We start from the raw sequence: 23,647 nt of genomic DNA, 5'->3' as shown, positions 1-23,647 counted from the left end.
TTTTGAAAAGTTTGCACAGAGTTCGGGTTGGACATTGTTTAGCGCCGTTTTCCGTCCCGGGATTTACACGGATGCCCCAATTCCCTACGCCACAGGGGTTACCGAGAAGAATGCCCCCTCCGTCGATTCCTGTCGCGGGGGAATTGTTTTTGTGAAGGATCCGCGCTCTGGGGTCGTCAGCAAAGAGTACTGCTAAGAGGCTAGGCCGCTCCGCCCGTACGCTGTGTTGCGTCATGTAACGCTGTTGTCCGTTTAGCGACGATACATGGCCCTGACGCGGGCGAATCGGACAGGCCATCTGCCTAGTCTGCAAGGCTCCTTCTTGAGCGAGCCTTGTGATGCACAGCCCTTCTTTTCATCCATGGATGCCCATCGTCCTGTTGAGTGTGCTGGCCGGGTGCAGTGGCGTGTCCGGCCAGCCGTCGACCGTCACCGCGCAGCCCGCGCTGCGGCTATCCGTCGAGTCGGCCGAGCCATTGCCCGCCCGCTGGTGGCAGCTGTACCGCGACCCGCAGCTGGACGCCCTGGTGGCGCGGGCCTTGCGCCAGAACAAAGACCTTGAAGCCGCTGCCGCCCATGTCGACGCGTTGCTGGCGCGGCTGGAGCAGGTGGACGGCGAGCGCCTGCCGTCCACCGCTCTGGACTATGGCCTGGCCTACGGTCGCAGCCGGGATGACCAGATCCTGGCCCAGGCCACCAACCGTCATGCCGGTGCCGAATGGAGCCACACGCCTGAGTTTTCCCTGAGCTACACCCTCGACCTGTGGGGCGAGGTGCGTTATCGCATTGCCGCGGCACGGGCCGATGCCCAAGTGGCGCGAGCGCTGGAAGACGAATTGCGGGTGACGGTGGCCGCGCAGACGGCCCGCGCTTATGCCCAGGCCTGTGTTTATGGATTTCAGGAGCAGGTGCAGGCCCACTCGGTGCAGTTGCTGGAGCAGAGCGTTGCGGTTACGCAAAAGCTGCAAAAGGCCGGTGCGGCGACGGACCTGGACCTGACTCGCCTGCAAGGCCTGCTGGAAGAAACCCGCGCGCCCTTGCCGATGTTCACGGCTCGGCGCAGCAGCGCGTTGTATGAGTTGGCGGTGCTCAGCGGGTTGCCGCCCGAGCAGGTCACACCACGCAGCTGTGCCCACAGCCCGCAATTGCAGGCGGCGTTGCCGGTGGGCGAGGGGTGGGCGCTGGTGCAACGGCGGCCGGATATCCGCCGTGCCGAGGGGCAACTGCGCTCGGCGACCTCGACGGTGGGTCTGTCCCGGGCCGAGCTTTACCCGCGAATTACCTTTGGCGCGATGCTCGGTTCATCCGCCAGCAGCCTGGGCAAACTCGGTGACCGCTACGCGACGGTTTACTCCGTCGGCCCACTGGTGTCCTGGCGTTTTCCCAATCGGCAGATCGCCCAGGCGCGGGTCAAGCAGAGCCAGGCCGAAGCACGCCAGGCCCTGGCGCAGTTTGACGGCACGGTGCTCAACGCGTTGAAGCAGGTCGAGCAGGCCATGGCCTTGTACCAGGGCGAACAACAGCGGCGCGAGGCCCTGGCCGCCGCGCTGGACAACAACCGCCGCGCCTTCGACCTGGCCTCCCGTGGCTACCACGCCGGCGCGCTGGACGCCCTGCAACTGCTGGACAGCGAGCGCAGCCTGGTGGGCCTTGAGGCCCGCCTGGCCGAGTCCGACCTGCGCCTGATCAATCGCCAGATCGACCTGTTCCAGGCCCTCGGTGGCGGCTGGCAGCGTGACGATCCAGCCGCCCCCTTATCTGTCGCTGTCAATGGAGCCACACCATGAACCAGGCTGTTGAACCGATTCGCCTCTCCGTTATGCAACGCCATCGTCGCGCCCTGGTGACCACTGCATCGCTCGCTACGTTGCTGGGGCTGGCAGCCTTTGCCGGGTATTGGTGGCAGTGGGGGCGTTTTCTGGAAGAAACCGATGATGCCTATGTACGCGCCGATTGGGTCGCCATCAGCCCACGGATCGCCGGATATGTGGCCCAGGTGTTGGTGGAAGACAACCAGCCGGTCAAGGCCGGCGATGTGCTGGTGCGTATAGACGACCGGGATTTCACCGAGCGCCTGAACAGCGCCCAGGCGCAACTGCAACAGGCGCAGGCGGCAGCGACGGCGCAACAGGCCTCGCTGCAAACCCTCGACGCGCAAATGGGCGAGCAGCAGCAACGCATTGCCCAGGCAAAGGCGGCGTTGAGCAGCGGCGAGGCCGAGGCCCGGCGCGCGAGGCTCGATTACCAGCGTTATCGCGAGTTGGTCGCACAACAGGTGGCCAGCGCCCAGCACCTGGAAACCGTCAGCGCCAGCCAGGCCAAGGCCCAGGCGGCCTTGGTACAAGCCAGCGCCCAGGTCGCGCGCCAGCAAGCGCAGTTGCAGGTCTTGCAGGCGCGCCGGCAACAGGCGCAGGCACAAATTGTCGAGCACCAGGCGCGCATCGGCGAGGCCCAGGCCAATCTCGCCCTGGCCGGCAATGCGTTGAAGGACACCGAGATTCGCGCGCCTTTCGACGGCGTGGTGGGCCAGCGCAAGGTTCGTCGCCAGCAGTATGTGATGCCAGGCCTGCCACTGCTGGCGGTGGTGCCGGTGGAACAGGCCTATGTGATTGCCAACTACAAGGAAACCCAGTTGCAGCACATGGCGCCCGGGCAGTCGGTGGAGATCGCGGTGGATAGCTTTGCCGGCGCGCATTGGCACGGCCAAGTGGAAAGCATCGCCCCCGGCTCCGGTGCCGTGTTCGCGCTGTTGCCGCCGGACAACGCCACCGGCAACTTCACCAAGATCGTCCAGCGGTTTCCGGTGAAGATCCGCCTGGAGCCCGGCGAGTCGCGGGTTCTTCCGGGCATGTCGGTCATCGCCACGGTCAACACCCGTCCTGCCGTGAGCCAGGAGCACGTTCATGGAGGCTGAAGGGCGTGTGCCGTTTCGCGCCTGGGTTGCGGTGATCGGCGGGCTGTTCGGCTGCTTCATGGCCGGGATGAACGTGCACGTCACCAGCGCAGCGCTGCCGGAAATCGAAGGCGCACTGGGCGCGACCTTTGAGGAGGGTTCGTGGATTTCCACTGCTTACCTGGTAGCGGAAATCATCATGATTCCCCTCACCGCGTGGCTGGTGCAGGTGTTTTCCCTGCGCCGGGTGATGCTGTGGGGCTCGGGGATATTCCTGGTGGCGTCGGTGGCGTGTTCGCTGTCGCCCAACCTGCAAGTGATGATTCTGATCCGGGTGGTGCAGGGCGCGGCCGGGGCGGTGCTGATTCCCTTGTCATTCCAGCTGATCATCACTGAGCTGCCGGCCAGCAAGATCCCGCTGGGCATGGCCTTGTTCAGCCTGGCCAACAGTGTGGCCCAGGCCGCCGGGCCGTCGATTGGTGGCTGGCTGACCGACGCGTATTCCTGGCGCTGGATCTTCTACCTGCAACTGTTCCCGGGGATTGCGTTGCTGGCGGCGGTGGCCTGGTCGATCGATCGCCAGCCGATGAAACTCGGCCTGTTGCGCCAGGGCGACTGGTTGGGCATCGGCTGCATGGTGCTGGGCCTGGGCGCGTTGCAGATCGTGCTGGAGGAGGGCGGGCGCAAGGACTGGTTCGGCTCGCCCTTTATCGTGTGGATGACGCTGTTGGCGGTGGTGGGATTGATCGGCTTCGTGGCCCGTCAGTTGTGGGGCAAGCATGCCTTTATCAACCTGCGGCTGTTGGGGCACTACAACTTTGGCGTGGCCAGCGTGGCGATGTTTATCTTTGGCGCGAGCACCTACGGGCTGGTGTTTCTGGTGCCCAATTATTTGTCGCAATTGCAGCACTACAACGCCAGCGAAATTGGCGTGAGCTTGATTGCGTATGGGCTGGTGCAATTGATCATGGCGCCGTTTCTGCCGCGCTTGATGAAGTGGGTCAGTGCAAAAATGCTGGTGGCCTCGGGGTTTGCGATCATGGCCTTGGGCTGCTGGATGGGCGCGCACCTGTCGGCGGACAGCGCCAGCAATGTGATCGTGCCCTCGATCGTGGTGCGCGGGATTGGTCAGCCGTTGATCATGGTCGCGTTGTCGGTGCTGGCCGTGCATGGGCTGGCCAAGGCGCAGGCGGGGTCGGCGTCGGCGGTGTTCTCGATGCTGCGCAACCTGGGGGGCGCGGTCGGTACGGCGCTGCTGGCGCAATTGGTGGTGGTGCGCGAGCGAGTGCATTCGGCGCGGATCGGCGAGTCGGTGACGCTGTTTGACCCGGCGCTGCAACAGCGCTTGCCTGGGGGCGGGGTGCTGCAAGAGCAGTTGCCGGAGCATCAGGTGGTGTTGGACTTGCTGGACCAGAGTGTGCGCCATCAGGCGTTTTTGATGGCCTACAGTGATGCGTTCTTTCTGGCGTGTGTGGCGTTGGCAGCGTGTGCGGTGGCGGCGTTGATGTTGCGGCGTATCTAGGGTCAATGTTGTGGTTCGCACAGGTGAGCGCAATGTTTCGGGTGGGTTTTTATGGTTGGGGGGCTGGGTACATATCCGTTATTTGGGTGATGGCTGGTATTGGTTCCGCTCTTACAGCGGCTCACTTTTGAAGAGCGCAAAAGTAAGCAAAACGCTCTTGCCCCACCACTCGGCACCTCGCTTGGGCTCGGTGTGCCCTCACTCCGGCAGCACGAAGCGGGCCGCCGCGACGGGGCGTCCCTGCCCCGTCGCGGCTAAACCGGCGTCCTGCCGGTTTACCCGCTCCGTACTGCCTGCGTTCGGCCAGCGTGGTTTAACGGGGCGCCTAAGATCAAGATCAAAAGCAGATCAAGAGCACAGCGGCCTCCCGGCCGGCTTGAGTGTGGTGAAGCAAAGGCAACAGCAAAATCAGAAGCTAAAGCGGGCACGGTTCAAATGTGGGAGCGGGCTTGCTCGCGAAGGTCGTTAACGATGACGATGGCATCCTGGTTCAACGCGGCGTTCTCAGGTTTTTCGCGAGCAAGCTCGCTCCTACAGAAAAGCAGCTCTGCTTTTGCTTTTAACACTCAAGCCGGCCTGTAGGCCGCTGTGCCCTTGATCTGCTTTTGATCTTGATCTGCGGGCCCCGTCAACCACGATGGCCGCAAGTAGGCACGGTGGAGCGGGTAAATCGGCAGGGATGCCGATTTAGCCGCGCCGGGCCATGGATGGCCCGGCGCGGCGGCCCGCGGAATCGGGCCGGAGTGCGGGCATGCCGAGCCTAGGCGAGGCACCGAGTGGTGGGGCAAAGCGTTTTTTGGTTACTTTTTTAGGCGTTTGTAAAAAAGTGACCCGCTGTAAGAGCGGAACCATAGGCGGCCGTTACCTAAATAACGGATATGCCCCCCTGGATCCTGACAACCCCCGCCGCACTCGTTCAGCGAACGGCATGGGGCTTCAACCCGCGCAACAACAACTCCAACCCATGCAAGGCTTCTTCCAGCCGCGCCCCCGGGTCTCCATCCTGGGCGATCCACAACGATGCGCTCACCAGGCTGCCATTGATCAGCCTCGCCAGCGCCTGGCTGCACGCCTGCTCGACGAGGCCCGCTTGCATCAGGTCATCGAGCAAACGGCGCAGCGAGTCCACGCATTGCTGCTGGTCCGTTGCGCCCAGCACCGCCGGGGCATCCTGCAATACGATGCGCTGGACCTCGGGATCCTGAGCCATGCGCAAATAAACCCGGCATCGCTCGCAAAACCCTTCCCAAGGGTTGACGGCCTGTTCCGAGATACGCTGCAGGCTCGCGTCCATTTCACCATCCAGTTGCGCAACCACCGCCGCCAGCAAGCCTTTCTTGTCGCCAAAATGATGGTACAACGCACCCCGGGTCAGGCCGGCGCGCGCGGTGAGGTCGTCCATCGACGTCTGGGCGTAGCCTTGCGTGGCGAAGGCCTGGCGGGCGCTGGCGATCAGGCGGGCGCGGGTGTCTTCGATCATGTCGGCACGGGCTCGGCTCATGGGTAAGGCTCGCAATAGGTGATTGACATACGGTGCGTATGTTACGCATGATTTATCACATACGCACCGTATGTATTTTGCCCCGAATACCTCGAATAGCAAGTTTCAGGGCGCTCAGGAAGAGGTTACACACATGGAAAACCCCTACGCCGAGCTGTTCCAGGCGCCAGGTTCCAGGGCTTTTGTATTGGCGGGCATGCTCGCCCGCATGCCGATCTCCATGACCGGGATCGGCTTGATCACCATGCTTTCACAAGTGCACGGCGGATATGGACTGGCGGGTGCAGTGACGGCCACCTTCGCCCTGGCCACCGCGTTTTGCGCGCCCCAGGTCTCACGGCTGGTGGACCGTTACGGCCAGGGCCGGGTGTTGCCGGTGGCCGCTTCCATCGGCGGCGGCGCGCTGTTGCTGCTGTTGCTCTGCACCCGCTTGCAGGCGCCGACGTGGACGCTGTTCATCTTCGCCGCCCTGGCCGGTTGCATGCCCAACATGTCGGCCATGGTGCGGGCGCGCTGGACCGAGCTGTATCGCGGCCAGCCTAAGTTGCAAACCGCGTTTGCCCTGGAGTCGGTGCTGGATGAGGTGGTGTTCATTGTCGGCCCGCCGGTTTCGGTGGGCTTGTGTGTGCTGCTGTTTCCCGAAGCGGGGCCGTTGATTGCGGCACTGTTCCTGGCGGTGGGTGTGACGGCATTCGTGATGCAACGCCGCACTGAACCACCGGTGCATGAACACCACGCCGAACACGGCCGTTGGCTGATCGCCTCGCCCTCGGTGTTGATCCTGATGGTGCTGTTGATGGCCATGGGCGTTATCGTCGGCGTGGTGGATGTGGTCAGCGTCGCCTTCGCCCAGCATCAAGGCCAGCCCGCCGCCGCGAGCATTGTGTTGTCGGTATACGCCATCGGTTCGTGCCTGGCCGGGCTGGCGTTTGGCGCGCTCAAGTTGAAAGCGCCCTTGCCGCGCCAGTTCCTGTACTGCGGCGTGGCCACGGCGATCACCACGTTGCCGCTGCTGCTGGTGACGAACATTCCCGGGTTGGCGGCGGCGATCTTCATCTCCGGGCTGTTCTTCGCCCCGACGCTGATCGTGTCCATGGCCTTGGTGGAGCAAATCGTCCCGCCGAGCCGCCTGACCGAAGGCATGACCTGGCTGATCACCGGCCTGAGCATCGGCGTGGCCATTGGCGCCGCCAGCTCCGGCTGGATGATCGACAACTTCGGCGCCCCCAGTGGGTTCTGGGTGGCGCTGGCGGCGGGGGCGGTGGTGCTTGGGGCGGCGGTGTTGGGGTATCGGCGGTTGGGCTGATTACCCTGCAACGAGTGCGCCGCGATGTTGCAGGAATTCGTTCAGCGCTTGCCGTGTGAGGTCGTTCAACGTGACTTTTTGCCGGGTCGCCGCGAGGGCGGCGGCTAAATGGAGGTCGTGGCCGACTCGGACGTTGAACGAACCCTTGCAGGGCTTTTCCGGTGTTTGCCCAAGGCCTTCGCAGGTCTCGATATAGTCGTCTACCGCGTTGCAAAAGGCCGCGTCCAGTTCGGCGACGGTTTTCCCCTCATAGCTGACCAGTGCCTTGATGAAAAGCAGCTTTCCGAACAGGCAATTGTCTTCGATGCTGGCTTCGATGGAGCCGATGTAGCCTTTGTGTTTCAGCTGATTGTTCACTGAATCAGTTCTCCTGATTTCAATTGTTCGATGATTTGGCGCCGAATGTAGTGTTTCAGTTCGTTGCCGGGGTGAGGCTTGTGCAGGGTGATCATTGCACTGGGGTCGCCTTTGTCGAACCTGACCCGGCTACCCGCCCCTTCGATTTGTGTGTAGCCCAGGCGCCCCAGCAGCGTGACGAGTTCGGGCCAGGTAAACGCTGATTGCTCATTGAGCAGTTTGGCCAGCAGCTTTTCATTTTTCGACACGGCGATCCTTGCCTGTAACTAAATGTAGTTGCAATTGATGGGTTGAGTCAATGATAGGACAGCCTCGCCGAGCCACTTGGTGTTTGATGTAACCCTTGATGACACTGCTGCCTGCGCAACAAATCCCCCGCTAATTTTTCCCCTCCGGATTCGTTTTATAGGGACGACGTGCCTTTGGAGCCGAGCCACATGAACGTACTGCTGGAATTCAATGCCTCCCCTTTGTTGAGTGAGCGGAGCAGCTTGCCATTGTTGATCGAGGCCCCGGAGCCTGGTCTCGGATTGATGGATGTGTTCAACGAGCTTCAACCGCTGGTTGAACAGCATCTGCCGCAGGCGGGTGGCATCCTGTTTCGCGGCTTTGAGGTGGGCGGTGTGGACGCGTTTCGCCAGTTTGCTCAGGCATTTGGTCATCCGTTGCTCAATTACGAGTTTGGCTCCACACCGCGCAGCAATGTCACCCAAGGCGTGTACACCTCGACCGAATACCCTGCGCATCAGAGCATTCCGTTGCACAACGAGCAGGCTTACACCCTCGAGTGGCCAATGAAAATCTGGTTCTACAGCGTGATTGCCGCGCAGACCGGCGGTGAAACGCCGATTGCCGATAGTCGGGAGGTGTACCGCCGAATGCCGGAGTATGTTCGCCAGCGTTTTATCGAGAAGGGCCTGATGTATGTGCGCAATTATGGCAATGGCCTGGATGTGGGATGGGAGCAGGTATTCAACACCGAAGATCGGGGTGTGGTAGAGGCCTATTGCCAAGCGCACGCCATCGAGTGGGAGTGGAAAGACGATGGCGAGTTGCGTACTCGCCAGACCTGCCAGGCGGTGGCCCGGCACCCGTCGACCGGCGATTGGGTGTGGTTCAATCAGGCGCACTTGTTCCATGTCTCCAACCTGCCGGACGAGGTGCGGGAAACCTTGCTGGACATCGTCGATGAAGAGGACCTGCCCCGTAACGTTTATTACGGTGACGGCTCGCCCATCGAGGCCGAGGTGCTGGACGAGGTGCGTCGGGTACTGGACGAGTGCGCTATCAGTTTTCCCTGGCAGGCGGGGGATGTGCTGATGCTCGACAACATGCTCGCCGCTCATGCGCGTTCGCCCTTTACCGGGCCCCGGAAGGTGGTCGTGGCGATGGCACAAGGTTATAGCGAGCAACCTCGCTGAACGCTTACTTGGCGAGCCCAGGCGCAGCGCCCAACGGCGTTGCGTGCAGGTGATCGGCCAGCGGCTTTACTGTCTAAATTAGCCCCTCCCTTGCTCGTTCTACTGGAAACGCCTTGGCCCGCAGGCCAGGCCGCAGATCAGTAAGGACGGAATGCATGAACGCTCAAGATTCACTTAGACTCGCTCGTCGTTTTATCGAGTTGCCTGCGCAGAAGCGGCATTTGTTTCTTGAAGCCTTGAAAGCGGAGAACGTCGACTTTTCGCTTTTTCCCATTGCGTCCGATGTTCAGGTGGCGGGGCGGGACGCCTTGTCCTATGCGCAACAACGTATGTGGTTCGCCTGGCAATTGGACCCGCGCGGCAGTGCCTACAACCTGCCCATGGCCGTGAAGTTGCTGGGTGAGGTGGATCGGCAAGCGTTGCAGCAGGCTGTCGATAGTCTGCTGGGCCGTCACGAAACCTTGCGTACGGTGTTTCGCGAGCAGGATGACCAGGTACTTCAGCACGTCCTTGATGCCGGGGAGGTCAGGGTCGAATTCATCGACTTTTCAGCGTTCGAAGACGCTGAGCGCGACGGGCGGGTCGACACAGTCACCCGTGCCGAAGCCCTTGCACCGTTCGATCTGATTCAAGGGGCTTTGCTGCGTATCAAGTTGCTGAAGAAAAACCATGACGAACACCTGTTGCTGGTGACGTTGCACCACATCGTCGCCGACGGTTGGTCGATGGGGGTTCTGATCGATGAACTGGTGCGGCTCTACGATGCTGCCAGCTCGGGTGAAACGGCGACGTTGCCGGCCTTGCCCATTCAGTACCGCGATTACGCACTGTGGCAGCGCAGTTGGCTGGAAGCGGGTGAGCAGGCACGGCAACTGACGTATTGGCTGGACAAGCTCGGTGACGAGCATCCGGTCCTCGAATTACCGGCCGACCGTCCACGGCCTGCGGTGCCGGGGCATCGTGGCGAGCAGTACGCCGTGGATATCGATCCGCAATTGGCAGCCCAACTGAGGGGTGTCGCCAGAAAACACAATGTCACCCTGTTTATGCTGATGCTGGCTTCCTTCAGTTTGTTGCTGTACCGCTACAGCGGGCAAAACATCCAGCGCGTAGGGGTGCCGGTTGCCAATCGGCATCGTACTGAGGTCGAGGGGTTGATCGGGTGCTTTATCAATACCCAAGTGCTCCACACCCACATTGACCCATTGATCGATACGACTGAGTTGTTGCGCCGGGTCAAGGCCAGCGCGCTGGAGGCACAGTCCTTCCAGGACCTGCCGTTCGAGAAGCTGGTGGAGGTGCTTAACCTCGACCGCAGCACCGCCCACAGTCCTTTGTTCCAGGTGTTGTTCAACCATCAGGCGAACGTGACGGACGTCCAGACCATCAAGACCCGCTCCGGGCTGGTACTGGAAAAATCCGCCCAGCCCAAGACCACGGCGCGCTTTGACCTGGCCCTCGATACCGTTGAAAGTGACGGGCAGTTGCAGGCGGCGTTTACCTTTGCTGTCGACCTGTTTGACCGGGCGACCATTGTCCGTCTGGCTGAGCATTGGGTGCAGGTGCTGCGGGGCCTGGCGCAGGAAACCGCACTGCCTGTCGGTGAATGGCCCCTGGGTGAGCAATTGCGGGCTCAGGACGGGCTTGCCGTCGAGCCGGACACGTGCGTGCACAACCTGATCGAACAGGTTGCCCGCGATTTTCCCGAGCGCGTGGCGGCGGTCCATGAGGGCCACGCCATCAGCTACGGTGAACTGAACCGGCAGGCCGGGCAGTTGCAGCAGCAGTTGCAGGCGGCAGGTGTTGTGCCAGAGCAGGCAGTGGGTGTGGTGGCCGACCGGTCACCGGGCATGTTGGTGGGGATGCTGGCGATCCTCAGGTGCGGTGCAGCCTATGTGCCCCTTGAGCCTGATCAGCCAGCCCAGCGCCTGGCCTTTATGCTTGATGATGCGGGCATTGTTCACGTCCTCGCCCCTTCGGATTGGGCGCAAACGTTGCCTGTGGGCGTACAGTCGATCGCCTTCGACCGCATCGCGGATCTGCCGGGTACGGCACCTTGCGTTGAGGTTGCGCCGGGTAATCTGGCTTACATCATCTACACCTCCGGCACCACTGGCACGCCCAAGGGCGTCGCGGTTTCCCATGGTGCACTGGTCAACTACGTGCAGGCTGTTTCACGGCGCTTGCCGATGGCCGACATCCACAACCTGGCGATGACTTCCACCCCGGCTGCGGACCTTGGGCACACGGTGTTTTACGGTGCGCTGTGCAATGGCAAGACCGTGTACCTGTTGAGCAAGGAGCGGGTGCTGGATGCGGATGCATTTGCGGCCTATATGACCGAACACCGGATCGATGTGCTGAAGATCGTACCGTCGCACCTGGATGCCATGCTTTCGGCCAGCGGCAGCGGTGCAGTATTGCCTCGCGAGTGCCTGATCCTCGGGGGCGAAGCCTGCTCCGAGGCTTTGCTGTTGCGGATTGCCGGGTTTTCTCCAGCGCTTGCGGTCATCAATCACTACGGGCCGACCGAAGGTACGGTGGGTGCGCTGACGGCGCCGCTGGTAGCCGGGCAACCGCTTCATTTGGGTGGCCCGCTGGATAACGTCCGGATACAGGTACTGGACGCGAGCCTGCTGCCAACACTCGGCGGCGCCAAGGGTGAATTGCACATCGCGGGCGTTGGTCTCGCGCGCGGTTACATTGCTCGTCCGGGGCTGACGGCCGAGCGCTTCGTGCCGGACCCGCACGGCCCTGCCGGCTCGCGGATGTATCGCACCGGCGACTTTGTGCGGCGTGACCCGACTGGCGCTTTGCGGTTTATCGGGCGCATGGACCATCAGGTGAAAATTCGTGGCTATCGGGTCGAGCCAGGCGAAGTCGAGCAGCGTCTGCAAGCGCTGCCGGGCGTCAGGAAAGCGCTGGTCCGGGTCACCGGTGTGCCCGATGCGCTGCAATTGGTTGCGTACGTGGTTGCCAGCCAGGCGCCACAGGACGAGGCGGCCCTGAAAGCTTCGGGCGTCGAGCTGCAACAGGCTCTCAGGGGCTTTATGCCCGAGCACATGATCCCTGGGCAGATCGTGTTTCTTGATGAAATGCCCCTCACTGCCAATGGTAAGGTCGACGCCAGCCGTTTGCCGGCCCCAGGCGCTACGAGTGATGAGCGGCAGTACGAGGCTCCCGTCACCGACCATGAAAAACTCATGGCGAGTATCTGGGCAGAGGTGCTAGGGGTCGAGCGTGTGGGGTTGGGCGACAACTTCTTTGCACTGGGCGGTCACTCGTTGCTGGCCACGCAAATCGTCTCCCGGGCGCGCCGTCAATTGGGGCTGGATATCCCGTTGCGATTGCTGTTCGACACCCAGGACTTGCGCAGTTTCTGCGCCGAGATCACCGGCCAGGCCGGCGCGGATGACGCGCCGTTTCGAATCCTTGATCGCCAGCAGAACCTCGCGGTGTCCCATGCCCAGCACCGGCAATGGTTGTTCTGGAAAATTCACCCGCAGAGCTCGGCCTACAACACGCCGATGGCCGTGCGAGTCAGCGGTTCCCTGGACAAGCTGGCGCTGCGCGCGGCATTCGATGCGCTGGTGGCGCGCCATGAAAGCCTGCGCACGGTGTTTGTGGAAGAGCAGGGCGTGCCCTGTCTGAAAGTCCTGCCGAGCCTTTCGGTGCCCCTCGCCGAGGAATTCATCGGTGCGTTGCAGGGCCAGGCTTTGGAGCTCAAGTTGCAGGAGGAGATCCAGCGCCCCTTTGACCTGGCGAACGGCCCGTTGCTGCGTATCAAGCTGCTGCAAGTCGGGGCCGAGGAGCATTTGCTGTTGCTGACGATGCACCACATCGTTTCCGATGGCTGGTCCATGAGTGTGATGGTGCGTGAGTGCATCGCCAGCTACAACGCCCGGGTTTCGGGGCAGCCACCTGTCGCGCTCGCGCCGCTGGCTGTGCAATACGCGGACTATGCCACGTGGCAGCGCGAGCGCCTCAACGACGGGCAGATGCAGGCCCAATTGGGCTATTGGAAAGCCCGGCTGGAAGATGACTTCAGCGTGCTGGAGCTGCCCGCCGACCGCGTTCGGCCGCAGGTCCAGAGCTACCGCGGCGGCCGCATCGACGTGCACCTGCCCGCTGAGCTGGCGGCCAGTTTGCGCCGCTTGGCGGTGAACGCCAATGCCACCTTGTTCCACATATTCCTGGCTTCTTTCGGCTTGCTGCTGGCGCGTTACAGTGCCACTGAAAAGATCAACGTCGGTGTGCCGGTGACCAACCGTAACCGCCTGGAACTGGAAGGCCTGATTGGCTTTTTCGTCAACACCCTGGTGGTGCGGGTCGGGGTGGATTTTACCGCGACCTTCAATCAGCTACTGGCCCAGGTCAAGGAAACCAGCCTGCAGGCCCAGGCCAACAAAGACATCCCCTTCGACGTTCTGGTGGAGGAGTTGGCGCCGGAGCGTGGCCTTGGCCATAACCCGTTGTTCCAGGTGATGTACAACCACATGCGCGACCTGGGCGAACAGGTTACGGGGCAAAGTCTGATCGGTGCGGATGTGCAGGAACTCGACCTGATCGAAGGCACCTCGCAGTTCGATTTGTCGCTCGATACCGTGGAGCGTTCGGACGGTGTACTGGCGACGTTCGTGTATGCCAGTGATCTGTTTGACCACGCCCGCATCGAACGCATGGCCGAACATTGGTTGAACCTGTTACACGCCCTGGCTGCACAACCCCAAGTGAGCGTCGACCGGTTACCGTTGTTCTCGCCGCAGGAGCAGGTACGCCTTGAGCGCGACTGGTGCCAGGGTGCACAGACCACCCACTTGGCCGATACCGCGGTGGCGCGCCTGTTCGAAGCGCGTGTGCACGAGCAGCCCCAGGCACCGGCGCTGCTGATGGGTGATGAGCAACTGAGCTACGCCGAGCTGAATCGCCAGGCCAACCGCCTGGCCCATAAGCTGCGTGAACTGGGTGTGGGGCCGGAAGTGTTGGTTGGGGTTGCCGTTGAGCGCAGCCTGGACATGGTGATCGGCCTGCTGGCCATCCTCAAGGCCGGCGGCGCCTATGTACCGCTGGACCCGGACTATCCCCGTGAGCGCCTGGCCTACATGATGGAGGACAGCGCGATTGTCCTGCTACTGACCCAGACGGCCCTGCAGTCCCGGCTGCCGATTCCGCCGGGGCTGCCCAGCCTGTGTCTCGACCAGCCGGGCGACTGGCTCGCGGCCTACAGCGCCGACAACCTGGGCGTGCCTGTTGACCCGCAGTCCCTGGCGTATGTGATGTACACCTCGGGTTCCACCGGGCGGCCCAAGGGCGTGGCCATTAATCAGGGCTCCCTGAGCCTGCATGCCCAGGTCTCGCTGGGGTTTTTCAACCTGTCGGCGAGCGACCGGATCCTGCAATTCGCCACCTTTAACTTTGATGGGTTTGTCGAGCAGTTGTACCCCGCACTCACGTGCGGCGCCTCGGTGGTGATACGCGGGCCGGCGTTGTGGGACAGCGAAACGTTCTACCGTGAATTGATCGACAAGGACATCAGCGTGGTCGACCTGACCACTGCCTACTGGTTCATGTTGGCCAAGGATTTCGCCGCCAAGGGGCCGCGCGATTACGGGCGCCTGCACCAGTTGCACGCAGGTGGTGAAGCCATGCCGCCGGAGGGTGTCGTGGCGTGGAAACAGGCAGGCCTGGGCCATGTACGGTTGCTCAATACCTATGGGCCGACCGAAGCTACCGTGACGGTCACCGCTCATGACTGCACGGCGTTCGCCGCGCCAGACAGTTCGGCACCGCCGGCGTTGATGCCTATCGGCAAGGCCTTGGGCGGGCGCTCGATTTACCTGTTGGATAACGGTGCGGCCCTGACCGCTCCCGGCGCTATTGGTGAGCTGCAGATCGGCGGCGGCCTGTTGGCGCGCGGCTACCACCATCGCCCTGCGCTGACGGCGGAACGTTTTATCCCCGACCCGTTCAGCGAACATCCTGGAGGTCGCCTGTACCGCACGGGCGACCTGGCACGCTACGTTGAAAACGGCGTAATCGAATACGTCGGCCGCATTGATCATCAGGTGAAGATTCGTGGCTTTCGCATCGAACTTGGGGAAATCAGTGCGCGGCTGTTGGAGCACCCGGCGCTGGGCGACGCTTTGGTCATTGATATCGATGGCGTGCTCGGCAAGCAACTGGTGGGCTACCTGGTGCCGGCCGATGCGGCCATCCTGCATGCCGACGCCGAGGTCCAGGCCGCGTTGCTGGGGCGCATTCGCGAGGACTTGAGAAGCAGCCTGCCGGACTACATGGTGCCCGCGCACCTGATGTGGATGGCCGAGCTGCCCCTGACCCCCAACGGCAAGCTCGACCGCAAGGCCTTGCCGGCCCCGGATGCCCGTCAGATGCAGGCCCATTACGTGGCCCCGGCCACGGACCTTGAGCAACAACTGTGTGACATCTGGGCCACGGTGCTGCGCATCGAACGGGTCGGCATGCACGACAACTTCTTTGAGCTGGGCGGCCACTCCTTGCTGGCGGCCCAGGCGATTTCCCGAATCAACACCCAACTGGGCATCGATATGCCAATTCGCCAGATCTTCGAGACACCTGTCTTGAGTGAGTTTTCACGAACCCTGGAAAGTGCCGGCCAATCGCTGACTGAAGCGGGCTTGTCCGATATCGAGCAACTGATGAACGAAATGACGGAGGCTTGAACATGGATAAGACTACAGCTGAACGGATTGCCAAGCGCTTCGTTGGCCTGCCACTGGAGCAGCGCCGCCAGATCCTGGAAAAAATGCAGGCCACCGGCCAGAGCTTCAAGCTGTTGCCGATTGCGGCTACCCGTCATGACGTGGCGCGCATCCCGCTGTCGTATGCGCAACAGCGCATGATGTTCCTGTGGCAACTGGAACCCGACAGCTCCTTCTACAACATCCCGATGGCCGTGAGCCTCAAGGGCGAGCTGAGCCTCGACGCGCTGAACCAGGCGTTAAGCCAACTGGTGCAGCGCCACGAAACCCTGCGAACGCGCCTGGTCTCTCAGGACGGCGAGTTTTACCAGGAGATCCTCGAACACCCAGGCGTTGCCCTGGAACACGAAACCGTGGACGACCGTGCAACGCTCGACACCCTGGTCAAGCAGGAGCTGAGTCGGCCGTTCAACCTGCTCAACGACCAGCTGCTGCGGGTCAAACTGTTCCGCCTGGATGCGGACGAGCATGTGTTGACGGTGTGCATGCACCATATCGTCAGTGACGGCTGGTCCAGCGAACTGATGGTCGAGACCTTCGTGCAGTGCTATGACAGCCTGGTGACCGGGCAGGCGGTAAGCCTGCCGCCGTTGCCGATCCAATACGCCGACTACGCCATTTGGCAGCGCGCCTGGCTGGAAGCTGGCGAGGGCGAGCGTCAGTTGCAGTATTGGCAACAACAACTGGGCAGTGAGCAACCGGTGCTTGAGTTGCCTCTGGACCACCCGCGCCCAGCCCAGGCCAGCTACAAGGGCGCCGTGCTGCGGGCGGATATTGCCCCGGCCTTGTCGGCAAGCCTCAAGGCGCTGGCGCAGAAAAACGGTCAGACCCTGTTCATGCTGATGCTCTCGGCATTGGCCGTGGTGCTGTCGCGTTACAGCGGGCAGTCAGATATCCGCATCGGCGTGCCGAACGCCGGGCGCAATCGCAAGGACCTGGAGGGGCTGATCGGCTTCTTCATCAACACCCAGGTCATGCGTGTTCAGGTCGATGAATACACCACCTTCCAGGCTCTGCTTGAGCAGGTAAAACACGTGGTGGGTGGCGCACAATCCCATCAGGAATTGCCATTCGAGCAACTGGTGGATGCCCTCGCGCCGGAGCGCAACCTGAGCCACAACCCGCTGTTCCAGTTCAAGCTCAACCAGAACGTCGCGGGCGAAGCCAGCAGCGCAGGCGCGCGCAAGACGCTGAGCGGGTTGAGCGTCGAAGAGTTCCCCTTGAGCAGTGCTGATGCACGTTTTGACCTGGCGTTTGACTTCAGCGATAGCCCGAACGGTATCGAAGCCTGGTTCACCTACGCTACAGACCTGTTCGAAGCGCCGACCATTGCGCGTATCGCCCAGTCGTTGCATCAGTTGCTGCAGCAATTGGCACAGTCCCCGGACAGTCGCTTGCTCGACCATCCGCACGCCGCCCCGGCTTCCCTGGAAGGTGACGTGCTCGCGTTTGCGCACACCGATTTTCTCAGCCTGTGGCAGCAGTCGCTGGAAATGGCGGGTGACACGCCAGCGGTGCGGTGTGGCAACCAAATGCTCACTTACCCGCAGCTGGAGCGCCAGTCGAACCAGTTGGCGGCTTACCTGCGTCAGCAGCAGATCGGCGCCGGCAGCCTGGTTGCCTTGTGCCAGGAGCGCTCCATTGAATGGGTCATCAGCATTCTTGCAGTGCTGAAAACCGGGGCGGCCTTTTTGCCGCTGGACGGCGCCCAGCCAACCGAACGCCTGCAAACGCTATTGGTCGACAGCGCTGCGGCCTTGCTGATTCGTCCTTCTGGCGATGAGCTGTTGGGGCAACTGGACGCCTGCCCGGTACTGGCCTTTGAACCGGCTACCTGGAGTCACTGCGATGACGCGGCCGTGAGCAGCGACGTATTGCCCCAGCATACCGCCTATGTGATCTACACCTCGGGCTCCACCGGCCAACCCAAGGGCGTGGTACTCAGCCACCAAATGCTGGCCAACTACGTGCAAGGTGTCCTGGAGCGCTTGCAGGTACCGGCGGGGGCGAGCATGGCCATGGCATCGACTGTGGCGGCGGATTTGGGTCACACCATGCTGTTTGGCGCACTGGCCAGCGGCCGGCTGTTGCACCTGCTGACCAAGGACCATGCTTTCGACCCGGACAGTTTTGCCAGCTACATGAACGAGCACCAGGTGGATGTGCTGAAAATTGTGCCCAGTCACTTGCAGGGGCTGCTGCAGGCCGCCGACGCTGGCGGTGTGCTGCCTCGGCGTCTGCTAATTGTCGGCGGCGAGGCGTGTCCTTGGTCATTGGTCGACAAGGTGCGTCAACTGCATCCGGATTGCCGAGTGGTCAACCATTACGGGCCAACGGAAACCACCGTGGGGATTCTCAGTCATGAAGTGCTGGAAAACCTCGAGGGTTATCGCACCGTGCCGGTGGGCCGGCCGCTGGCCAACAGCCGGGTGCGGGTGCTGGATAGCGGGTTGAACCCCGTGCCTGAACGGGTGGCGGGTGAGTTGTACCTGGGCGGGCAGGGCGTTGCCCAGGGTTACCTGGGCCGCGCGGCACTGACCGCCGAGCGTTTTGTGCCAGACCCGCAGGCGCGTCACGGCGAGCGCCTGTATCGGGCAGGCGACCGGGCACGTGTCGAACAGGGCCGGGTGGAGTTTTTGGGCCGTGCCGATGAGCAGGTCAAAATTCGCGGTTACCGGGTTGAGCCCGGGGAAATCGCCGAGCTGTTACGCACCCTCGAGGGTGTGCAGGATGCGGTGGTCCTGGCGCAAGCCCTGGAAAGTGATCCGAGCCGTCTGCAACTGGTGGCTTACTGCGTGGCGGCCCCCGACATCAATGCTGCAACACTGGCCCCGCAGTTGCAGGCACGCTTGCCGGACTACATGGTCCCGGCCCACATCCTGCTGCTCGAGCGCTTGCCGCTGACCCTCAATGGCAAGCTCGACAAGCGTGCCTTGCCCCAGCCTGAAGTGGTCAGTCGCGAGTACGTGGCACCGGTGGGCGAGATTGAAGAGAAGCTCGCGAGTGTGTGGGCCGATGTGCTCAAGCTTGAGCAGGTGGGCACCACGGATAACTTCTTCGCGTTGGGCGGCGATTCAATCCTCAGCCTGCAAATCATTGCCCGGGCTAAACGCCAGGGCATCAAGATTACGCCCAAGCAATTGTTCGAAAAGCAGACCGTCGGTCTGCTGGCGCAAGTGGCCAAACGGGTTGAGGAAAAACCTCGCACCACGGCACCACGGCCGGTGCAGGAAGTGAATGGCAGCGTCCCGTTGTTGCCGATTCAGGCGCGGTTTTTCCAGACGCCTGTCGATCAGCGGCAGCGCTGGAACCAGTCAGTGCTGTTGACCCCCGCCGAACGCCTGGCCCCGGCTGCCCTGGAAGCTGCATTGCAAGCGCTGGTGCAGGCCCATGATGCGTTGCGCATGAGCTTCAGCGAGCAGCAAGGCCAATGGCGTGCTGAACTCCGGGCCCGTGCGCCTCAGCCCATCCTCTGGCAAAACACCCTGGATGACCTTGCGCACCTGCCCAACGCAGCCGATGAAGCCCAAGGCAGCCTCGACCTGAACGAGGGCCAGTTGGTGCGTGCGGTGCTGTTCGATCTGCCGGACGGCCAGCAACGTGTGCTGCTGGTGATTCACCATCTGGTGGTGGACGGTGTTTCCTGGCGCGTGCTGCTGGATGACCTGCAAACCGCCTATCAACAGGCTAACCAGGGCGTCGCCATCACCCTGGATGCCAAGACCAGTTCGCTCAAACTGTGGGCCGGGCATCTGGAGCGCTATGCCGGCGAGGAAGCCCTGGCGGCTGAACGTGATTATTGGCTCAACGCGCTGGATCAGGGGAGCGCGGCGTTGCCTTGTGACTTCGTCGACGGTGCGCTGACCAATCGTCAGGCCGCCAACGTCTCTTCACGCCTGGACAAGGACCTGACCCACAAACTCCTCAAGCTGGCGCCCGTGGCGTATCGGACCCAGGTCAACGACTTGTTGTTGACTGCCCTGGCCCGCGTGCTGTGCCAGTGGAGCGGGCAGCCGGCGGTGAGCATTGCCCTGGAAGGTCATGGTCGCGAAGACCTGTTCGACGACATCGACCTGAGCCGCACCGTCGGTTGGTTCACCAGTTTGTTCCCGGTCAAGCTCACACCCCAGGCCTCGGTTGGCGAGAGCATCAAACACATCAAGCAGCAACTGTGGCAGGTGCCCAACAAGGGGATCGGCTACGGCGTGCTGCGTTACCTCGGTGCCGAGGCGTTTGCCGCTCAACTGCGTGCGCTGCCCGAAGCCCGGGTGACGTTCAATTACCTCGGGCAGTTCGACGGCAGTTTCGCCCGGGAGCAGGGCGCTCTGTTCGTACCGGCGAGCGAAGGCACCGGCAAGCGTCAGAGCGACGATGCGCCGCTGGGTAACTGGCTGAGCATCAATGGCCAGGTGTATGACGGCGAGCTGACCCTGGACTGGACCTTCAGCCGCGAGATGTTCCGCGAGGATACGGTGCAGCGCCTGGCCAGTGCCTACGAGCAGGCACTCAAGGAGGTGATCGAACACTGTCTTGACGAAACCAGCCAAGGCGTCACGCCGGGGGACTTCCCGTTGGCCGGCCTGACCCAGCAGCAACTGGACCGCCTGCCGGTGGCTGCGCGGGACATCGAGGACATTTACCCGCTGTCGCCGATGCAGGAAGGTCTCTTATTGCACACCTTGCTGGAGCCCGGTTCGGGCATTTACATGATGCAGTACTGCTACCTGGTGGAGCACGGCATTGACGTGCCGGCCTTTATGCAGGCCTGGAAGCTCGTCGTCGGACGCCACGAAGTACTGCGTACCTCATTCTGCTGGGATGTCAGCGAGCGCATGGTGCAGATCGTTCACAGGCGACCGGAGCCGGCCATTCGTTTTTACGATTGGCAGCACGTCGACAGTGCCGATTACGAAAGCAAACTGGCTGCCGAGCTGGCGGAGGAGTTGCACCAGGGCTTCGATCTGGCCAGGGAAGTACCGTTCCGCCTGCGCCTGATCCAGCTGGCGCCGGAGCGCTTCGGTTTTGTTTTCAGCAACCACCACGTGCTGTTGGACGCCTGGTGCCGAATGGGCATTGTGGATGAGTTCTTCAAGATTTATGAGGGCTTGCTCAAGAGGGTGCCGGTGCAACTGCCGGTGCCTTCGCGCTACCGTGATTTTATTGCCTTGCTCGAAGGTTGGGATCAGGGTGCCTCCAAGCAATTCTGGACGGACAACCTGCGTGGTTTCGAGCGGCCGACGCCGTTGCCGTTCGACCACACCATCAACCGTGAACAAGGGGAGGCGAGGGTGGACGACCGGATCGTCTACTTCAGCCGCGAACAGAGTGCCGCATTGGCTCAGAAGGCGCAGAGCGCGCAACTGACGGTCAATACTTTGGTGCAAGGTGCCTGGGCGATGCTGTTGCAACGTTACAGCGGCGAACGGGACGTACTGTTTGGCATCACCGTGGCGGGGCGGCCCATCGAGTTCCCGGAAATGCAGGCGACAGTAGGGCTGTTCATCAACAGTATTCCACTGCGCGTAGCCGTGCCGGGAGCGGGGTCGACACAGAGTGCCAGGGCGTGGTTGCAGTCACTGTTCGAACATAACCTGGGGTTGCGCGAGCATGAGCACCTGCCGTTGGTGACTGTCCAGGGTTGCAGTGAAATCGGCGCCGGGCAACCACTGTTCGATAGCCTGTTCGTGTTCGAAAACGCGCCGGTGGAATCCAGCGTGGGGGTGCAGGCGGCGAGCATGAAAGTCCAGGCCGGGACCTCTCGCACCCACACCAACTACCCGATCACGGTGGTGGTGTACCCGGGTGAAGTGCTGGGCCTGCATTTGTCCTATGACCAGCGTCTGTTCGACGCGGCGACCATCGAAACCTTGCTGGCTGATTTCCAGGCCACGTTGCTGGCGCTGGCCGAGGGTCTGGATCAACCGTTCCATCAACTGCCGTGCCTGAGCCACGGCGTGTCCGAAGTCGATCAACTGCCGGCGTCACTCAACGAGGGCTATGCCCGGTTGTTCGGCGCAACCGTTGCGGACAACCGCCAGCGTATCGCCGCCAGTTGCCAGGGCCGTAGCTGGACCTATGACCAACTGGACGTACAGTCCACCCAATTGGCCCGGGTCCTGCAATCGGCAGGCGTCGAGGCCGATGGCCTGGTCGCTGTGCTGGGTGAACGCGACCTGCCGTTGCTGGGCATGGTGATCGGTACCTTCAAGGCGGGTGCGGGCTACTTGTCCCTGGACCCGAACCTGCCGCTGAAACGCCTGACGGATGTACTGGGCCTGAGCCGTGCGTCGGTGCTGGTGTGCGACAGTGCGTGCCACACCCTTGCCCGGCAATTACTCGAGGGGCTTGAGCAGCCGCCGGCCTTGCTCGTATGGGAGCAGGTGCAGGCGCAACCGCCGCTGACCAACCCCTTGCGCGCACTGCCGTCGGATGCCGGGCGCCTGCTGGCGTACGTGATCTTCACCTCAGGCTCCACCGGTGTACCCAAGGGCGTGATGGTTGAACAGGCCGGTATGCTCAATAACCAATTGAGCAAAATCCCTTACCTGGGCTTGAGTGCGGCGGATGTGATTGCCCAGACGGCGTCCCAGAGTTTTGACATCAGTGTGTGGCAATTGCTGACCGCCACCTTGTGCGGTGCCAGGGTGCAAATCATCCCGGATGCCATTGCCCAGGATCCGCAACAGTTGCTGGAACATGTACGCACCACGGGCGTGAGCGTGCTGGAGTGCGTCCCCGCGATGATTCAGGCGGTATTGGAGCTGCCCGCAGTAGCGTTGCCCGGCTTGCGTTACCTGCTGACCACGGGGGAAGCCATGCCGCCCGCACTCGCTGCACGCTGGCTGGAACGCTACCCGCAGATCGAGTTGATCAACGCCTATGGTCCTGCGGAATGCTCCGACGACGTGGCCCTGTACCGCGTCCGGGAGCCCGCTGGGCAATCGCACTTGCCGATTGGCACGCGCACCGATCACAACCGTTTGTATGTGCTGAATGATTTGCTCGAGCCGATGCCGGCACGGGCTACGGGTGAGCTGCATATTGCTGGTGTGGGAGTAGGGCGCGGCTACCTGGGTGACCCGGTGCGCACCGCCCTGAGTTTCGTTCCTGACCCGTTCAGCATCCATCCCGGCGGGCGCTTGTACCGCAGCGGCGACCTGGCCCGGCAACAGCCCGGCAGTGAGGTGCTGGAGTACATTGGCCGAGCCGATTTCCAGGTGAAGATTCGCGGTTATCGCATTGAACTCGGAGAGATCGAGGCGCGCCTGCAGGCTCACGAGGCGCTGCTGGGCGTGGTGGTTGTGGATGTCGAAGGTGTCGGTGGCAAGCAATTGGTTGCGTACTGCGTGCCTCGCGACCCGGCGCTGATCGAGGCCGGCCCGCAGGTGCTGGGCGAGCTGCGTACCGCGCTGGCGGAGCATGTACGTGCCAGCCTGCCGGGCTACATGGTGCCAGCGCAGTGGGTGATGCTGCCTGCCTTGCCGTTGACCGCCAACGGCAAGCTGGACCGCAAGGCACTGCCGCAGCCCTCGGCCAGCCAGTTGCAGGCGGACTATATAGCGCCGGTGACCGAGCTGGAGCAACAGATGGCCGCCATCTGGGCCGATGTGTTGAAAGTGCCGCAGGCAGGCCTGGGTGACAACTTCTTCGAACTGGGTGGCCACTCGCTGCTGGTGGTGCAAGTGGTGGTGCGTGTGCGCGAGCAGTTATCGATCGAGGTCAGCCTGCGCGAACTGTTCGAACATCCGACCCTGGCCGCGTTCAGCAAGGTGGCTGCCGGCAAGCAGGACCAGAGTCAGACGATTCACAGCGAATTGGCTAAATCTTTGGAGGCCCTCAAACGTCTTACTACAGAGGAAATTGATGAGCTGACTTCGTAGGAGGGAGAGGGACACCTGACTCCCACA

Annotated in this window: 10 protein-coding genes; 7 read left to right on the top strand and 3 right to left on the bottom strand. The window is 62.4% G+C overall.

All coding sequences use genetic code 11. The annotated features are described in order from the left end of the window. Positions 1–338: 338 nt before the first annotated feature. From ACA046_RS22425 to ACA046_RS22415, 3 genes are read left to right on the top strand one after another with little or no spacing between them, the layout of a single operon-like run. The gene (locus ACA046_RS22425; RefSeq protein ID WP_497674996.1) at positions 339–1,787 is read left to right on the top strand and encodes an efflux transporter outer membrane subunit; all 1,449 of its coding nucleotides are present in this window, start codon (positions 339–341) and stop codon (positions 1,785–1,787) included. After that, a complete protein-coding gene (locus tag ACA046_RS22420; protein ID WP_497674995.1) occupies positions 1,784–2,914 on the top strand; it encodes an HlyD family secretion protein in 1,131 nt (376 codons plus the stop codon). The genes ACA046_RS22425 and ACA046_RS22420 overlap by 4 nt, the downstream gene beginning before the upstream one ends. Continuing rightward, positions 2,904–4,415 (top strand): MDR family MFS transporter, encoded by a 1,512-nt coding sequence (locus ACA046_RS22415; protein WP_459022539.1) that lies wholly within the window; start codon positions 2,904–2,906, stop codon positions 4,413–4,415. The genes ACA046_RS22420 and ACA046_RS22415 overlap by 11 nt, the downstream gene beginning before the upstream one ends. Positions 4,416–5,331: 916 nt before the next feature. Here ACA046_RS22415 and ACA046_RS22410 read toward each other — a convergent pair. Further along, entirely contained in the window at positions 5,332–5,916 is a 585-nt protein-coding gene (locus tag ACA046_RS22410; protein ID WP_459022537.1) for a TetR/AcrR family transcriptional regulator, read from the bottom strand. A gap of 133 nt (positions 5,917–6,049) precedes the next feature. Between ACA046_RS22410 and ACA046_RS22405 the strand changes: the two genes are divergently transcribed. Next, complete coding sequence (locus tag ACA046_RS22405; protein ID WP_497674994.1) at positions 6,050–7,222, top strand: MFS transporter; 1,173 nt, start codon at positions 6,050–6,052, stop codon at positions 7,220–7,222. On the opposite strand, the gene ACA046_RS22400 is transcribed toward ACA046_RS22405, so the two are convergent. Both ACA046_RS22400 and ACA046_RS22395 read right to left on the bottom strand, forming a co-directional pair. After that, positions 7,223–7,579 carry a type II toxin-antitoxin system HicB family antitoxin gene (locus tag ACA046_RS22400; RefSeq protein WP_459022533.1) on the bottom strand — a complete coding sequence of 119 codons (357 nt, stop codon included), beginning with the start codon at positions 7,577–7,579 and terminating at the stop codon, positions 7,223–7,225. It abuts the gene before it with no gap. Further along, positions 7,576–7,827 (bottom strand): type II toxin-antitoxin system HicA family toxin, encoded by a 252-nt coding sequence (locus ACA046_RS22395; protein ID WP_459022531.1) that lies wholly within the window; start codon positions 7,825–7,827, stop codon positions 7,576–7,578. The genes ACA046_RS22400 and ACA046_RS22395 overlap by 4 nt, the downstream gene beginning before the upstream one ends. 189 nt (positions 7,828–8,016) lie before the next feature. Between ACA046_RS22395 and ACA046_RS22390 the strand changes: the two genes are divergently transcribed. The 3 genes from ACA046_RS22390 (at position 8,017) to ACA046_RS22380 (ending at position 23,620) form a co-directional block, all read left to right on the top strand. Next, positions 8,017–9,000 (top strand): TauD/TfdA family dioxygenase, encoded by a 984-nt coding sequence (locus tag ACA046_RS22390; RefSeq protein WP_497674993.1) that lies wholly within the window; start codon positions 8,017–8,019, stop codon positions 8,998–9,000. 155 nt (positions 9,001–9,155) lie between these two features. Further along, entirely contained in the window at positions 9,156–15,701 is a 6,546-nt protein-coding gene (locus ACA046_RS22385) for an amino acid adenylation domain-containing protein (protein ID WP_497674992.1), read from the top strand. Positions 15,702–15,703: 2 nt separating this feature from the next. Continuing rightward, a complete protein-coding gene (locus ACA046_RS22380) occupies positions 15,704–23,620 on the top strand; it encodes an amino acid adenylation domain-containing protein (RefSeq protein ID WP_497674991.1) in 7,917 nt (2,638 codons plus the stop codon). Positions 23,621–23,647: the final 27 nt, after the last annotated feature.

The sequence above is a fragment of the Pseudomonas sp. LBUM1641 genome (assembly GCF_059716235.1).
This window is presented reverse-complemented; position numbering and strand designations above follow the sequence as displayed.